General features: G+C 62.4%; 11 protein-coding genes. 8 read left to right on the forward strand and 3 right to left on the reverse strand.

Annotated features, from left to right (window positions below; all coding sequences use genetic code 11):
• Positions 1-25: 25 nt before the first annotated feature.
• On the reverse strand, positions 26-1,246 hold the full coding sequence (locus E3T41_RS04950) for a sarcosine oxidase subunit beta family protein (RefSeq protein ID WP_092448680.1): 1,221 nt from the start codon (positions 1,244-1,246) through the stop codon (positions 26-28).
• Positions 1,243-2,571 (reverse strand): serine hydroxymethyltransferase, encoded by a 1,329-nt coding sequence (gene glyA / locus E3T41_RS04955; RefSeq protein ID WP_134477532.1) that lies wholly within the window; start codon positions 2,569-2,571, stop codon positions 1,243-1,245. The genes E3T41_RS04950 and glyA overlap by 4 nt, the downstream gene beginning before the upstream one ends.
• A 133-nt stretch (positions 2,572-2,704) precedes the next feature.
• Here glyA and E3T41_RS04960 point away from each other — a divergent pair, with 133 nt between their 5' ends.
• The gene (locus E3T41_RS04960; protein WP_092448682.1) at positions 2,705-3,367 is read left to right on the forward strand and encodes a GntR family transcriptional regulator; all 663 of its coding nucleotides are present in this window, start codon (positions 2,705-2,707) and stop codon (positions 3,365-3,367) included.
• Between the two features lie 26 nt (positions 3,368-3,393).
• Here the strand turns inward: E3T41_RS04960 and E3T41_RS04965 are convergent, their stop codons facing one another.
• A complete protein-coding gene (locus tag E3T41_RS04965; RefSeq protein ID WP_092448683.1) occupies positions 3,394-4,089 on the reverse strand; it encodes a GntR family transcriptional regulator in 696 nt (231 codons plus the stop codon).
• A 120-nt stretch (positions 4,090-4,209) separates the two neighbouring features.
• Here E3T41_RS04965 and purU point away from each other — a divergent pair, with 120 nt between their 5' ends.
• The 7 genes from purU (at position 4,210) to E3T41_RS05000 (ending at position 16,858) form a co-directional block, all read left to right on the forward strand.
• Positions 4,210-5,124 (forward strand): formyltetrahydrofolate deformylase, encoded by a 915-nt coding sequence (gene purU, locus E3T41_RS04970; protein WP_134477534.1) that lies wholly within the window; start codon positions 4,210-4,212, stop codon positions 5,122-5,124.
• A gap of 56 nt (positions 5,125-5,180) precedes the next feature.
• A complete protein-coding gene (locus E3T41_RS04975; RefSeq protein ID WP_134477536.1) occupies positions 5,181-7,673 on the forward strand; it encodes an FAD-dependent oxidoreductase in 2,493 nt (830 codons plus the stop codon).
• A 255-nt stretch (positions 7,674-7,928) separates the two neighbouring features.
• On the forward strand, positions 7,929-10,025 hold the full coding sequence (locus E3T41_RS04980; protein ID WP_370257083.1) for a BCCT family transporter: 2,097 nt from the start codon (positions 7,929-7,931) through the stop codon (positions 10,023-10,025).
• 506 nt (positions 10,026-10,531) lie between these two features.
• Positions 10,532-12,229, forward strand: a complete 1,698-nt coding sequence (gene betA / locus E3T41_RS04985) for a choline dehydrogenase (protein WP_092448688.1) — start codon at positions 10,532-10,534, stop codon at positions 12,227-12,229.
• A gap of 62 nt (positions 12,230-12,291) precedes the next feature.
• Positions 12,292-13,782, forward strand: coding sequence for an aldehyde dehydrogenase family protein (locus E3T41_RS04990; protein ID WP_134477610.1), 1,491 nt, complete (start codon positions 12,292-12,294; stop codon positions 13,780-13,782).
• A complete protein-coding gene (locus E3T41_RS04995; protein ID WP_092448690.1) occupies positions 13,779-14,813 on the forward strand; it encodes a glycine betaine/L-proline ABC transporter ATP-binding protein in 1,035 nt (344 codons plus the stop codon). Before E3T41_RS04990 ends, E3T41_RS04995 begins: the two co-directional genes overlap by 4 nt.
• The gene (locus tag E3T41_RS05000; RefSeq protein ID WP_092448691.1) at positions 14,813-16,858 is read left to right on the forward strand and encodes a proline/glycine betaine ABC transporter permease; all 2,046 of its coding nucleotides are present in this window, start codon (positions 14,813-14,815) and stop codon (positions 16,856-16,858) included. The genes E3T41_RS04995 and E3T41_RS05000 overlap by 1 nt, the downstream gene beginning before the upstream one ends.
• Positions 16,859-16,885: the final 27 nt, after the last annotated feature.

The raw sequence follows: 16,885 nt of genomic DNA on the forward strand, positions 1-16,885 counted from the left end.
TCCTTACGTTCTGAGAGGTCGATTTCTAGTGAGCCACGGCGGCGGCGCCGTGCTCGTCGATCAGGGCGCCGGTTTCGAAACGTTCCAGAGAGAACGGCTTGTTCAGGGCGTGCGGGGCCCCGGTGGCGATGGTGTGGGCGAAGGTCAGGCCCGCTGCCGGCGTTCCCTTGAAGCCGCCGGTTCCCCACCCGCAATTAACGTACATATTCTCAACCGGTGTGGTCCCGATGATGGGCGAGGCATCCATTGTGGTGTCGACGATGCCGCCCCAGGTGCGCAGCACATGGGCCCGGGCGAAGATCGGAAACAGCTCGACGGCGGCGGCCATCTGCTCTTCGATGACGTGGAAGGATCCACGCTGGCCATAGCCGTTGTACGAGTCGACTCCGGCCCCCATCACCAGTTCGCCCTTGTGGGCCTGGGAGACATACACGTGTACCTGATTCGACATCACCACCGTCGGGTGAACGGGTTCGTGCAGCTCGGACACCAACGCCTGCAGCGGGTGGGACTGGATCGGCAGCCGAAACCCGGCCATTTCGGCGAGCAACGAACTGTGTCCGGCCGCGCACAGTCCCACTTTGCCGGTGCTGATGGTGCCACGGCTGGTTTCCACGCCGGTGACCCGCTCGCCGTCTTTGATGAAGCCGGTGACCTCACAGTTCTGGATGATGTCGACCCCCAGCTCGTCGCATTTGCGGGCAAACGCCCACGCCACGTGATCATGCTTGGCGATGCCGGCCCGGGGTTGGTAGGTGGCACCCATGACCGGGTAACGGATGTTGTCGCTGATGTTCAGGATCGGGCAGAGTTCCTTCACCTGCTTCGGGTCGAGCCATTCGGCGTCGACCCCGTTGAGTTGGTTGGCGCCGACCCGACGGATGCTTTCACGAACGTCCCCAAGAGTATGGGCGAGGTTCATGACGCCACGCTGGCTGAAGAGAAAGTCGTATTCGAGCTCTTCCGGCAGGATCTCCCAGAGTTTGAGCGATTGCTCGTAGATCGCCGCGCTCTCATCCCACAGGTAGTTAGAGCGGATGATGGTGGTATTGCGGGCCATATTCCCGCCAGCCAGCCAGCCCTTCTCCAGGATCGCGATGTTCGTCATCCCGTGATTCTTCGCCAGGTAATACGCCGTCGCCAACCCGTGACCGCCGCCACCGATGATCACGGCGTCGTACGACTTCTTGGGATCGGGGTTGTGCCACAGGAACTCCGGGTGCTCCTTCAGCTGTTGGGTACTCACTGAGCGACTCCGCTCAGCACGGCCACGATTGGTTCTTCAAACGATACCGGCGCGGACAGCTGCGGATACAGCGGAAATTTCTCTGTCAGCTTCCGAACCCGCTCGCGCAACAGGATCGCGGAATCCTCACTCAGGTCACCCGAAATGGCGGCCGCGATAATGTCAGCGACCTCGGTGAATTCGGCACGGCCAAATCCGCGGGTGGCCAGTGCCGGTGTGCCGATCCGCAGCCCGGAGGAAATCATGGGCGGCCTCGGGTCGAACGGAACGGCGTTACGGTTCACGGTAATGCCGATGCGGTGCAGCCGATCCTCGCCTTGCTGGCCGTCAAGGGCGGAGTTGCGCAGGTCGACCAACACGAGGTGCACGTCCGTGCCGCCGCCCACCACGGAGATTCCGTATTCCGCGACATCCGAGGCGAGCAGACGTTCGGCGAGGATTTTGGCACCCTCGAGGGTGCGTTCTTGGCGCTCGCGGAAAGCTTGCGTGGCGGCAATTTTGAAGGCGACCGCCTTCGCGGCGATGACGTGTTCCAACGGGCCGCCCTGCTGACCGGGAAACACCGCGCTGTTGATCTTTCGTGCCAGGGACTCACGGCTGAGGATCACCCCGCCCCGAGGGCCACCCAGGGTCTTGTGTGTCGTCGTGGTGACGACGTCGGCGTACGGAACCGGGTTCGAGTGCAGACCAGCAGCTACCAGCCCGGCGAAGTGCGCCATATCCACCATCAGATATGCGCCGGCGAGGTCTGCGATGCGGCGGAACTCCGCAAAATCGAGCTGTCGGGTGTATGCGGACCACCCGGCCACGATCAGTTTGGGTTGGTGTTCCAATGTCAGCGCTTCCAGTTCGACCATATCCACGGTCATGTCTGATTCGCGCACGTGGTACGCAATGGCGTTGTACAACTTGCCGGAGAAATTCAGCCGCATGCCGTGCGTCAGGTGCCCGCCGTGGGACAGGTCCAATCCCAGGATGGTGTCGCCGGGGTTTAGGAGCGCCGCCATGGCGGCGGCGTTCGCTTGCGCGCCCGAGTGTGGCTGCACGTTGGCGGCCTCGGCACCAAAGAGTGCCTTCACTCGGTCGATCGCCAGCTGTTCAATCACGTCAATGTGCTCGCAGCCACCGTAATAGCGCTTGCCCGGGTAACCCTCCGCGTACTTGTTGGTCAGTACCGAGCCCTGTGCTTCCATGACGGCTGCGGGGGCGAAATTTTCAGAGGCGATCATTTCCAGTGTCGATTGCTGACGAGCCAGCTCTCGAGTGATGGCCTCGCCGACCTCGGCATCTACGCTGGACAGAGTACCGGTGAGCACATCGGCCATGGGTTAGCTCCTTGCAAATCGCCGCTAATACGTAACTATTAGCCAATTGATATATTAGATTAAGTGCAACAATATAGTGCGGCCAGTTCGACGTCAAGGACTTCCTCTGGGGCAAGCGACCCGAGGAGAAACCATGACGAACGCTACAGCAGCGGCTGAGCCAGATCTGTCGTTGTCAGAGCATGCCTACCGCAGTCTGCGCGACCAGCTGATCATGCTGGAGATACGCCCGGGCGATGCCATCAACGATTCAGCCCTGGCGGCGAGCCTCGGTATTGGGCGCACCCCCGTGCGCGAGGCGCTCAAGCGACTCGAGAGCGATCACCTCGTCGTCTCGTACCCGCGCCGCGGAACTTTTGCCACCCGCGTCGACTTCACCGAGTTGGCAGACATTTCGGAGATCCGCCAATTACTGGAGCCACTCGCGGCCCGACGTGCGGCGCAGAACGCCACCGCGCCAATGCGCGCAAAATTCCGAGATTTAGCCGCTAGTATTGCAGGTTCAGAACCTGGCAACTCGGACCAGCATGACCTGATGCGCTTTGACATCAAAGTACACCGGCAGATCTATGCCGCAGCCGGCAATGCGCATCTGGAAGACGTGCTGATCCGCTACGACAACCTGGCAACGCGCATCTGGTGTCTGGTGCTCGACAAAATCCCATCCGTGGTCGGGCACATCACCGAGCATGTCAAGCTGCTCCAGGCCATCGCCGACGGTGACGGCGAACTTTCCGCTGGGCTGGCCCTCGAGCACGTGACCAACTTTGAGAAGACCATCCGCACCGCCCTTTAGACGGTTCCTGGTGGGCGGCGCCTGCCTCAGGCGGCGAAAAGAGCTTCGCGTACCGCCTGCTCGAAGCCACTCACGTGGATCCGCGCGAGTTCGGCGGCACCTGCCTCATCTCCGTCGATAACGGCACGGAGCAGGTCCACATGCTCATGGACGTGCCGGGACAGGTCAGGCAGGCGATCCAGGACCATGCACCAGATTCGTGTCGCAAGATTGTCGTAGCGGATCAGGACATCTTCGAGGTGGGGATTGGCGGCCGCCGCATAAATGCCGCGGTGCACGCTGGCGTCCAACCGCAGCGTTTCGACGACGGACGCTGCGCTCGCGTCGAATCCCTCGACGGCGCGCATGACCTCCCGCAACTGTTCCCTGGCAGACACCGTGGCCACGCGGGCAGCCCGGGAAGCGGCAAGGGGTTCCAGCTGCGTGCGGATTTCGGAAATGAACGCAAGGTCAGTAACGTCCACGCGGGTCGCGAAAGTTCCTCTCCGCGGGTAGGACACAACGAGGCGATCGAGCTCCAGCCGTTTCAAGGCTTCGCGCACCGGCGTGCGCCCGACGCCCAAGTCTTTGGCGAGCTCGCCATCACTGAGTAGATCGCCAGGCTTGATGTCCAGAGTCAGCAGCCGATCGCGAACGCGTTCGTAGGCTATATCCGCCAACGACCTCCGTGCGGCATCAGCACCAGCACCAGCACCAGCACTCACCCAAGCTTCAACCGCCATTCGTTGACCCCTTTCAAATCGAGCAAGAAGGCTATTGACCTATCTCAGTCGCCAGTATACGCTGATCACCAAATCAGATATATCAGTAGTAATACTGCCAATATATATAGGGGCGGAGACATGACGCTAATTTCGACAGACTCATCTACCAGCACACTGCCTCAATCGGAGGTTCTTGGGCAAGAGCAGACGAAGAAGTTCGTTCTCACATTGTCGTGCGTCGAACGCGCAGGCATCGTCCACGCGGTCACAACGTTCCTGTTCGAGCGTGGCTTCAACATTGAAGAACACCAGCAGTTCGATGACGGCCTCCGAGAGACTCTGCATCTCCGCACCGCATTCTCGGGCCCTTCTACTTACACCCCGCACGGTCTCGAGGAAGAATTCCGATCGATTGCTGCCCGCTTCGACATGAAATTTAGCTTTCATGACGAGACGAAGCAACGCATCCTGGTCATGGTGTCCAAGTTCGGGCACTGCCTGAACGACTTACTCTTTCGCTGGCGGGGCGGAAGCCTCCACGGCGACATTGCCCTTGTGGTTTCCAATCATGAAACCCACCGGGCAATGGTTGAGGCCGCCGGCGTCCCCTTCATCTACCTCCCGGTGACTCCCGCGACCAAATTGGACGCCGAGCGGCGCTTACTGGAACTGGTGGAGGAGCAGAAAATCGACCTCGTCGTGCTTGCCCGGTACATGCAGGTTCTGTCCGATGACCTCTGCCGCTCGCTGGAAGGCCGCGCTATCAACATCCACCATTCCTTTCTCCCGGGATTCAAGGGCGCACGCCCTTACCACCAGGCCTACGACCGTGGCGTAAAGCTGGTGGGCGCCACGGCACACTACGTCACTGCGGAACTCGATGAGGGGCCAATCATCGAACAGGAAGTCATCAGGGTCGACCACAGCTATGGACCGACCGCTCTTTCAACAGTCGGACGGGACGCCGAAGCACTGGCACTCTCCCGGGCCGTGCGCTGGCACTGCGAACACCGTGTACTTCTGGATCGGAACAGCACCGTCGTGTTCCGGTAAGTAGAAGCCACCCAACCAGCAGGTATTGACACACAAAAATCAGGAGGAGAAACCACATGGCATCGACGCCAAGCATTGTCATTATCGGAGCTGGAATAGTCGGAACGAACCTGGCCGATGAACTCGTCACCCGAGGTTGGAACAACATCACTGTGCTGGACCAAGGGCCGCTGCACATGCCCGGGGGCTCAACGTCCCACGCCCCCGGTCTCGTCTTCCAGACAAACGCCTCGAAATCCATGGCACTCTTCGCCAAATACACGGTGGAGAAGCTACTCTCCTTGACCGAAGACGGCGTCAACTGCTTCAACCAGGTCGGCGGCCTCGAAGTCGCCACCACCGAGACCCGTCTCGCTGACCTGAAGCGAAAGCTCGGATACGCAGCATCGTATGGAATTACCGGAAAAATTCTTTCACGTGAAGAGTGCATGGAGCTCTACCCGCTCCTGAACGAGGAAGATATCCTCGGTGGACTACATGTTCCCAGCGACGGCCTGGCCAACGCCGCCCGCGCCGTTCAGTTGCTGATCAAGCGCACGGAAGCCGCGGGCGTCCAGTACCTGGGCAACACCACTGTCACGGGTATTGAACAGTCCGGCCGGCGCGTCACAGGTGTCCAGACGTCCGACGGTGTTATCCCCGCGGACATCGTGGTTTCCTGCGCAGGCTTTTGGGGGGCCAAGATCGGCGAAATGATCGGCATGTCCGTTCCTCTTCTACCCTTGGCCCACCAGTACGTCACGACCACTCCGGTACCAGCGTTGAAGGGCAAGAACAGCCTGCCCAACGGGGCCTCCTTACCCATCCTGCGACACCAGGACCAGGACCTGTACTACCGCGAGCACGGCGAGCGCTACGGCATCGGTTCCTACGCCCACCGCCCAATGCCCGTGGACCTCGACGAACTCGGCACCTTTGAGCCCGCCACGATCAGCGAACACAACATGCCCTCCCGGCTGGACTTCACCGTGGATGACTTCCTTCCGGCCTGGGAGGCCACCAAGCGGATCCTGCCCGCGCTTTCGGAAAGCAATATAGAGGATGGCTTCAATGGCATTTTCTCCTTCACCCCCGACGGCGGATCCCTGGTGGGCGAGTCCAAGGAGTTGGACGGCTTCTTCGTTGCCGAAGCCGTGTGGGTGACCCACTCTGCCGGTATCGCCCGCGCCGTTGCCCAACTGCTGACCACCGGAAGGTCGGAGATCGATCTGGGTGATTGTGATATTCACCGCTTTGAAGAGGTCCAGTTAACCCCGGAATACGTCAGCGAAACATCACAGCAGAATTTCGTCGAAATCTACGACGTCCTCCACCCACTCCAGTCCAAGCTGTCCCCCCGCAACCTCCGCGTGAGTCCGTTCCACGCGCGCCACAAGCAGTTGGGCGGGTTCTTCCTGGAGAGCGGCGGATGGGAACGCCCCTACTGGTTCGAAGCAAACGCGGAGCTGTTGAAGGAGATGCCGGACAGCTGGCTGCCGCCAGCTCGCGACGCGTGGTCGGGGATGTTCAGCTCGCCCATTGCTGCCGCGGAAGCGTGGAAGACCCGCACGGCAGTTGCCATGTACGACATGACTCCGCTCAAGCGCCTCGAGGTCTCCGGCCCGGGCGCTCTGAAGCTGCTGCAGGAACTCACCACTGCGGACCTGGCCAAGAAGCCCGGTGCAGTCACGTACACCCTCCTGCTGGACGACGCCGGCGGCATCCGAAGCGACATCACCGTGGCCCGGTTGAGCGAAGACACCTTCCAGCTCGGAGCCAACGGAAACATCGACACTGCCTACTTTGAGAGGGCAGCCCGCCATCAGACTGAAAGCGGGAGCGCCAGCGACTGGGTACAGGTGCGCGACACGACGGGCGGCACGTGCTGCATTGGCCTCTGGGGGCCCCTCGCTCGGGACCTGATCAGCACCGTCAGCAGCGACGATTTCAGCAATGACGGTCTCAAATACTTCCGCGCCAAGAAAGTAGTCATCGGCGGCGTCAACGTAACGGCCATGCGCTTGTCCTACGTCGGCGAACTGGGCTGGGAACTCTACACAAGTGCCGACAACGGTCAGCGCCTCTGGGATGCGCTCTGGAAGGCCGGCCAGCCTCACGGTGTCATAGCGGCAGGCCGTGCAGCTTTTGGTGCGCTGCGTCTTGAAAAGGGTTACCGATCCTGGGGCACGGACATGACGACCGAGCACGACCCCCTGGAAGCCGGACTGGGATTCGCCGTGAAGATGGCCAAGGCATCCTTCGTCGGAAAAAAAGCGCTGGAAGGCCGTAGCGAGGAAAACTCCGAACGGAACCTGTGCTGCCTGACGGTCGACGACGGCCGGAGTATCGTCCTGGGCAAGGAACCGGTGTTTTACAAGGACCAGGCGGTCGGCTACGTCACCAGCGCCGCCTACGGCTACACCGTCGCAAAACCGATCGCCTACGCGTACCTTCCGACGGCTGTCACTGTCGGGGACTCTGTTGAGATCGAGTACTTCGGCCGGCGCATTCAGGCCACGGTCACCGCAGATCCGCTCTACGACCCCACGATGTCCAGGTTGCGCGGCTAACGCCCCGCCGGGGCCGTTATGAAAATGGAGTGCCAGCACCTCTGAGGGTCGATGCGCGGTGTGCGCAAACCCGGGCCACGACTTCCCGTTTAGCCGTAAGCCGGGAGCAAGCTCTGCTGGCGGTCCGGACTGAAGCACTCAGCCGTGATGCACGACCGCGAAGAAATCTCTGGACACACATCCAGGCCTGCAATACGATGCCTCAGATATATCTTTACTGGTGATTTAGGAATATCAGCCGTCAAAGGCCGAATTATGATTTTCGATTTGGAGGAGGCTCTCAACCTTCTGCCCGATCTGACCCCAAGGGCCATGTATAACCACAGGCCTATGCCGCATCGAACAAAGGACACGCTTATGCCTTTTAATAGTGACCTAAAATCCCACACACCCGAGGAGTTACCTGCCAACAATGATGTGGCAGAGACTCCGCGTAATGACGAGTCCCGAAGGGGGGAGAAGAGTAATGCAATCATTGGTGTCTCCGGCGAAGTAGACACAATCCCCGCACGCGCCGTGCCGGACGCCGAGTACGGGCAAATCCTCGAAGAATTGCGTCATGCCCAGACCGAGCAGGCAGTTGCGGATCGCCGCAACCATAAGCTCAGTCTCGACAAAATCATCTTCGGGATCACCGGCGCCATCGCCATTGCCTTTGTTGTCTGGGGCTTTGTGGGACGCGATAGTTTGTCCAGCACTTCCACGGGTGCCCTCAATTGGGTCATGGAGTACACCGGCTGGCTCTTCATGCTCGTGGCATCGCTCTTCGTGATCTTTGTCCTGTGGCTGGCCCTGGGTAAGTTCGGCAACATCCCGCTGGGTAAGGACGGCGAAAGGCCCGAATTCCGCACTGTCTCCTGGATCGCAATGATGTTCGCCGCCGGCATGGGCATCGGGCTGATGTTCTACGGCGTGGCCGAACCCCTTTATCACTATATCTCTCCCCCGCCCGGCACCGTGGACGGACGAACCCCCGAAGCCATCCAGACTGCCATGGCCACCTCGATCTTCCACTGGACGCTGCACCCCTGGGCCATGTATGCCATTGTCGGCATCCCAATTGCCTACGGGACGTACCGCCTGGGTCGCAGGCAATTGATCTCCGTCGCATTCACGTCACTCTTCGGAGTCAGGACGGTCGAAGGGCCAGTCGGGAAGTTCATCAACATCCTGGCCATTTTCGCCACCTTGTTTGGAACCGCTGCATCGTTGGGCCTTGGTGCCCTGCAGATTGGCAGCGGCATGACGTCCAACGGTTGGTTCGGCGAGATCGGCACCCCCGTGCTCGTGGCGATTGTCGCTGTCCTGACCTTGTGCTTCGTCGCTTCAGCCGTCTCTGGAATCAGCCGCGGTATCAAGTGGCTTTCCAACATCAACATGGTCCTGGCCGTCGTCCTGGCATTGATCGTCTTCGTCGCGGGCCCCACTCTCTTCATCCTTAACTTGATCCCCTCTGCAGTTGGCGAGTACGCCCGCGACCTGGCCGAAATGTCGTCCCGGACTGAAGCGGTCGGCGATGAGTCGCTGCGCAGCTGGATGAGCAGCTGGACAATCTTCTACTGGGCCTGGTGGATCTCATGGACCCCGTTCGTCGGTCTCTTCATCGCCCGCATTAGCCGCGGTCGCACCATCCGCCAGCTCGTCACCGGAGTGCTTCTGGTGCCCAGCGTCGTCAGCGTGATCTGGTTTGCCGTCTTCGGAGGCGCAGCCTTCCAAATTCAGCAGGAAGCCGACAGAACCAACACCCCGGGCCTGGTCACCGTGGTCGACGGGACACCGACCGTCAACTTCGACGGAGCACTCTTCGACCTGATCAAGAACCTGAGCATGCCTGACTGGGCCACTACTGCCGTTATCGTGCTGGCCATGGTTTTGGTCGCTATCTTCTTTATCACTGGTGCCGACGCTGCCTCAATCGTGATGGGATCGCTCAGCTCCAATGGCGCCGAGCACCCCCGCCGCGGAGTGATCATCTTCTGGGGCTGCCTCACCGGTGCCGTGGCGGCGGTCATGTTGCTGGCCGGCGGCGATGCACCATCGGAAGCCTTGGCTGGCCTGCAACGAATAACCATCGTGGCAGCGCTACCGTTCGTCATCGTCATGGTGTTGCTCTGCTTCGCTCTCACCAAGGACCTGCGTCGCGATCCTCTCTTCCTGCGGCGTCGCCTGGCCACATCCGTCGTAGAGCGAGCAATGCGCACCGGCGTGGAACAACACGGCGGCGTGCAGTTCGACCTCGTGACAAAGCACGACTGCGCCGAGAAATGCTCCGACTCGGACTGCCCGGGGGGCACTCGCACGGGGAGCATCCCAACCTTCGAGCCCCAGCAGCCGGGCCCGGACGGTAAATAGCGGCGCACCTTAGGTAGCAGCCCACCTCGGCGGCACGCGGCTTCTTCAGGCCCGTGCCGCCGAGCCTCACCCACCCCCAACGAATAGCAAAGGTATGTACATGTCCCAGCTCCGCGACCAACAACAGACGCTACGGATTAGCAGCGAAGGGAAAGATTTCGTGGATATCCAGTTGGAGTGCTCAAATCCAGTCACTGTTCAGCTGCAACTGGATGGCGGCTGCAATTGCCAACACGACCAAGGGAACCGCCCGGGCTCGTATGTTGACAGTGACCTCGGTCCTCGCTGACGGCAGCGGCGTCCCGCGCCCTGATTAATAGTCCTTGGCGCCCGGCCGCATTTTCGGAACTGTTTCGACAGCGACGCGCAATGGACCACATTCGCGAATACCGCATCCATACACGGCTCAGCAAACGGCTCAGCAAACGGCAGATCCTGTCCGTTCGTCTTTACCATTGCTGGCCCTCCAAAATGACTCCCAGATCACGCCCAAGGAGATTCACCTTATGACGAACGAGAGCTTCGATTACGTGATAGTCGGCGGCGGAAGCGCCGGATCGGTCCTCGCAGACAGGCTGAGCGCCGACGGACAGCACACGGTGCTGGTCCTTGAAGCGGGCCGCAGCGACTACCCGTGGGACCTTTTCATCCAGATGCCGGCGGCCCTCACCTTCCCCAGCGGCAACAGGTTCTACGACTGGCAATACGAATCCGACCCCGAACCCCGCATGCACGGTCGGAAGATCGCCCACGCCCGCGGCAAAGTGCTCGGCGGCTCCAGCTCCATCAACGGGATGATCTTCCAGCGCGGTAACCCCCTGGACTACGAACGCTGGGGAGCGGACGCCGGCATGGAGACCTGGGACTTCGCGCACTGTCTGCCCTACTTCAAACGCATGGAAACCACGCTGGCCGCAGCTCTGGACGATGACTTGCGCGGCCATGACGGACCTCTGGTCCTGGAGCGCGGGCCCGCCCGCAATCCCCTGTTCCAGGCTTTCTTCCGCGCCGCCGAGGAAGCGGGTCACAAACGCACCGATGACGTCAACGGGTACAGGCAGGAAGGCTTCGGCCCGTTCGACCGTAACATCCACAAGGGCCAGCGGCTGTCGGCTTCCCGGGCTTACCTTCGCCCCAACAAGGGCCGTCGGAACCTGACAGTCCGCACCCGGGCGCTGGTGGCCAGAGTCAACTTCGACGGCACAACGGCCACGGGGGTCAGCTACCGCCGGAACGGGAGGCTGCACACCGTCAGCGCCAAGGAGGTGGTGCTGTGCGGCGGGGCCATCAACACGCCCCAGTTGCTGCAACTGTCCGGCATTGGTGATTCGGCCCACCTCTCGTCGCTGGGCATCACGACTGTCGTGGCTCTGCCCGGTGTCGGCGAAAACCTGCAAGACCACCTGGAGGTCTATGTCCAGCACTCCTGCACGCAGCCCGTGTCCATGCAGCCTAGCCTCAGCCTCTGGCGCTACCCATTGATCGGACTCCAGTGGCTGCTGAGCCGCAAGGGCCCGGCTGCCACCAACCATTTCGAAGGAGGCGGATTCGTTCGCTCCAACGATGACGTCGCCTACCCCAACTTGATGTTTCACTTCCTGCCGGTGGCTGTGCGCTACGACGGCCAGAAGGCCGATGCCAAACACGGGTATCAGGTCCACGTCGGCCCCATGTACTCCGACACCAGGGGCAGTCTGAAGATCATCTCCACGAACCCGGCCACGCACCCGTCCCTGCAATTCAACTATCTGTCCACGGACCAGGACCGGCGCGAATGGGTCGAAGCCATCCGGGTTACCCGCGACATTCTCGGCCGGCCGGCCCTGGCTCCCTACAGCGGCGGCGAACTCTCACCCGGCCCGTCCGTGCAGACGGACGAGGAAATCCTGGACTGGGTGGCTCGGGACGCCGAAACGGCGCTCCATCCCTCCTGTACCGCCAAGATGGGCCCTGCCTCTGACCCCCTGGCGGTGGTGGATCCGCTCACCATGAAGGTCCACGGGACCTCGGGGCTCCGCGTGGCTGACGCCTCCGCGATGCCCTATGTGACCAACGGCAACATCTACGCACCGGTCATGATGCTCGCCGAAAAGGCTGCGGACCTCATCCTGGACCGTACGCCACTGGCACCCCAGCACGCCGACTTCTACCGGCACGCACCTGCAGCTACTACCGAGGCCGCGCCCAGTGTGGGTCTCGCATGAACCGCGTTCAGGGTGTTCAGCTGACCGGCCTTGGAACCGTCACGGTCCCCGATGACGCACCGGTGCCTGGGCTGTTTGCGAACGGCCGGTGGACTGAAACGGCCGCCGGGTACACCCGGGTCATCCGCTGCCCGGCGGACGGTGAACAGGTCGCCGAGGTTGCCGAATGCACGGCCGCCGACGCCGGGGAAGCCGTCGCCAGCGCCCGTCGCGCGTTCGACAGCGGAGCGTGGCCGGGAACCAGCGAGAAGGCGCGTGGCCAGGTCCTGCTCCGCACCGCCGAATTGCTGGAGCGCGACAAGGCCCTGTATGCCCGGGCCGAGGCCCTCGACACGGGCAAGCGCTACGTCGAAGCGGAATACGACATCGACGATATCGCCGCCTGCTTCAGGTACTACGGCGGCATCGCCGGGACGGACGCAGGCCGTGTGATCGACACCGGAAATCCCGGCAGCATCAGCCGCGTTGTCCACGCACCGGTCGGGGTTTGCGGACTCATCACGCCGTGGAACTACCCCCTCCTGCAGGCCTCCTGGAAGGTGGCCCCGGCCCTGCTGGCCGGTAATACCTTCGTCCTGAAACCCAGCGAATTGACTCCCTCCACGGCCATCCTGCTGATGGAAACGCTCCTGGAAGCCGGGTTGCCGCCCGGCGTCGCAAACCTCGTCACCGGCACGGGCCCCGAGGTCGGCGCCGTCCTGAGCGAAAGCCCGGACGTTGACCTGGTCTCCTTCACCGGCGGCCTGGCCACCGGGATCAGCATCATGAAGGCCGCGGCCGACACCGTGAAGCGGGTCGCCCTGGAACTGGGCGGGAAGAATCCGAACATTGTCTTCGCTGACGCCGACCGCGAGTCTGCTTTGGATAATGCCCTCACTGCGGTGTTCCTGCATTCCGGGCAGGTGTGCTCGGCCGGCACGAGGCTCATTATTGAGGAATCGATCCACGACGAGTTCATGGCCGAACTGGTGCGGCGCGCCCAGTCCATCCGGCTTGGCGGTCCCTTCGACGAGCGCGCGGAAACCGGCCCGCTGATTTCGGCCGCGCACCGTGACAGGGTCCACGCCTATGTCCAGGCCGGCATCGCGGAAGGAGCCACGCTGCTGTGCGGCGGATATATCCCCGACACCGGCGCGCTGGCAATCGGCAGCTACTACCCTCCCACCATCCTGGATGACTGCCACACGTCCATGAACGCCGTCCAGGAAGAGTCGTTTGGACCGGTCCTGACCGTGGAGACCTTCAGCACTGAGCAGGAAGCCATCATGCTGGCGAACGACACCGCCTACGGGCTGGCTGGCGCCGTCTGGACGAATGACGGTTCCCGCGCCCAGCGCGTTGCCGGATCCCTCCGGCACGGAACGGTGTGGATCAACGACTACCACCCCTACCTTCCCCAAGCTGAGTGGGGCGGGTTCGGCAAGTCGGGAAACGGCCGCGAACTTGGGCTTCAGGGTCTCGCGGAGTACCGAGAAACCAAACACATCTGGCAAAACATCAACCCCCAGCCCAGCCACTGGTTCGAGTCTCCACCGGCAGGAGTACAGCAATGAATAGTCCCGACATCTCCGTGCGCAACCTTTGGAAGGTCTTCGGACCGGGGGGCGACCAGATTCCCGGAAACCCCGAACTCTCGGGCCTCAACTCAGCGGAACTGCTGGAACGTACCGGCTGCAACGCTGCCGTCCGTGACCTGAGTTTCGACGTCGCCAAAGGCGAGGTCTTCGTGGTCATGGGACTTTCCGGATCCGGCAAGTCCACCCTGATCCGGTGCCTGACCCGGCTGATCGAACCCACCTCCGGGCAGGTCCTGGTGGACGGCAAGGATGTTCTCCAGGCAGGCATGGCCGAGCTCCGCGAACTGCGCCGGCGGAAGATGTCCATGGTGTTCCAGCATTTCGGCCTCCTCCCGCACCGCACCGTGCTCGACAACGTCTCGTACGGGCTGCAGATCCGCGGGGCGGCCAAAAAAGAACGCTTCACCCGGGCCCGGGAGATCATCGAACTCGTGGGCCTCAAGGGCTACGAACAGCACTACCCGGACCAGCTGTCCGGCGGGATGCAGCAGCGCGTGGGCCTGGGCCGGGCCCTTGCCGGGGATCCGGACACCATCCTCTTCGACGAGCCCTTCTCCGCCCTGGATCCGCTCATTCGCCGTGATATGCAGGCCGAAGTCATCCGGCTGCACAAGGAAATGGGCAAGACCATGGTTTTCGTGACCCACGACCTCTCCGAGGCGCTCAAGCTCGGCGACCGCATCCTGATCATGCGAAACGGAGAGACGGTCCAGTGCGGCACGGGAGATGAGCTGGTGGGGTCCCCGGCGGACAAATACATTGAGGACTTCGTGTCCGAAGTCCTCCGCGCGGATGTCCTGACTCTGAAGTGGATCACCCGGCCCGTTGAGGCCGCAACACCGGCTGACGCGCCCGTTCTCAGTTCACGGATGATCATCCGCGATGCCATCGCGGCGGTCATGCAGTCCCCCTGCCCCGTCCTGGTGGAGGATTCCGGCCGGATCACCGGGCAGATCGACCGTGACAGCATCCTGTCGGTACTACAGCGCACGGAAGCAGCGGCCTAGTGTCCGTCCTCGTCCGGGATCGGGCCACGGCGCAGCCCGCACCGTTCCCCTCCCCCTCCCGTACCCTCGAACCGCGCCGCAGGCCCAGCAGACGCACCATCCTGTTGGCCAGCGCAGTCGTCGTCTGGATCCTGGGATTCGTTTTCCTGCATGGAACCTCCACCCTGACGCTGCCGGCCTCTGAGCTGACGGACCTGCACCGCTCCCTCAACCAGTTCAACGTTTGGGTAGCGGCAAACCGCGCGGACAACCCCGTCTTCCTGTACGTCTTAACGCCCTTGCGTGCCGGCGTCGACGCCGTGGCCAACCTGTTCATCACCACCTTTGCGGCGAGTTCCACGGGCCTTCGTCTGCCGGAAATCGGCTGGCTCGGAACGGTGGGCTTGCTGGGGTGGATCGCGTTGGCGATCGGAAATGCCCGGGTCGCACTGTTGACGGTGACCATCCTTATATTCTTTGGCTTCCAGGGCCTGTTCCTCGAGGCCACCTACACGTTCGCCTTGGTCGTCACCGCTGTGCTGCTGACCCTTCTGGTTGGAATCCCACTCGGTGTCCTGGCCGGCGTGTACGGCCGCGTCGCCAAGTTGATCACGCCGGTACTGGACTTCATGCAGACGCTGCCAACGTTCGTGTACCTGGCCCCCCTGGCTTTGATCTTCCTCATCGGCCCGGCATCGGCCGTTATCGCCACAGTGATCTACGCGGCTCCGCCCGTGATCCGCCTGACGGCGCACGGCATCCGCGGCATCCCCGAGAACACCCGCGAAGCATCCGATTCACTGGGCACAACTGGTGTGCAGCGGCTCCTTACCCTGCAGCTTCCCATGGCCCGCCGCACCATCGTCATGGGGATCAACCAGAGCACCATGGCTGCCCTGTCCATGGTCACCATCGCCGCCCTGATCGCAGCCCCCGGGCTCGGCCAGGTGGTGGTCCGGGCGCTGCAGTCGCTGGACGTCGGCACCGCCGTCAACGCTGGACTGTCCATAGTCCTGCTGGCGATCATGCTGGACCGGGTGACCACCGCCGCAAGCCGCCGCGCGGAACCAGGAGCAGCCCGCAACCGCAGGGTCTCCCGCAGGACCAGATATATCCTCCTGGGCATGACCCTGGTGCTGGCCCTGGTCATGGTGCAGTTCTCCCGGACCATGCTGTGGGCCGCCGCATTCCCGGCCAACCTTGACATCGGCCGGGTGATCGTCCAAGCCGTGAGCTCGGCCAGCGAATGGACGCAGGCCAACCTATCCCTCTTCACCGTCTCCTTCCGGGAAGCCGTCACCACCGGGATCCTCAACCCGTTCCAGTCGCTGCTCACCGAGACACCCTTCTACATCCTGGTGGCCGCTATTGCCCTAGCCGCATACGCCCTGGGCGGCTGGAAGCTCTCGGCCCTGACCACTGCCTGCCTGGGCGTTATTATCTACCTCGGCCTCTGGAGCGACTCCATGGTCACCCTGGCCGCAACGCTGGTAGCAACCACGGTGGTCATGGTCCTGGGTATAGTCTTCGGCGTCGCCATGGGACGGTCCGCTCGGGTGGACCAGATTATGCGGCCCATGCTGGACGCGGGCCAGACCATGCCCGCCTTTGTCTACCTGGTCCCGTTCCTGGGCCTCTTCGGCGCCACCCGTTTTACAGCGATCATCGCCGGAATCATCTACGCCGCCCCCGTGGCCATCAAGATCACGGCCGACGGCATCGCGGCGATCTCCCCCACCGTTGTCGAAGCCGCCGTATCCAGCGGCTCCACCCCCTGGCAGGTCATCACCAAGGTCCAGCTTCCGATGGCCAGGCAGACCCTGGCCCTCGCCGCGAACCAGGGCCTGATCTATGTCCTGGCCATGGTGGTGGTGGGTGCGCTCGTGGGCGCAGGCGGCCTCGGGTACGACGTCGTTGCTGGCTTCGTGCAAAGCTCGCTCTTCGGCAAGGGCCTCGCTGCAGGCCTTGCCATCGTCTTCCTCGGCATCCTGCTGGACAGGATGACCCAGGCCGCCGCAGCCACACCGGCGCGAAAAATCCCTTCGCCCAAAACGTCGACAACCTGACCGCATGATCGCCCTGCGCCCGGCGCG

It is taken from the genome of Cryobacterium sp. Hh38 (assembly GCF_004403235.1).
Classification (GTDB): Bacteria; Actinomycetota; Actinomycetes; order Actinomycetales; family Microbacteriaceae; genus Cryobacterium; species Cryobacterium levicorallinum.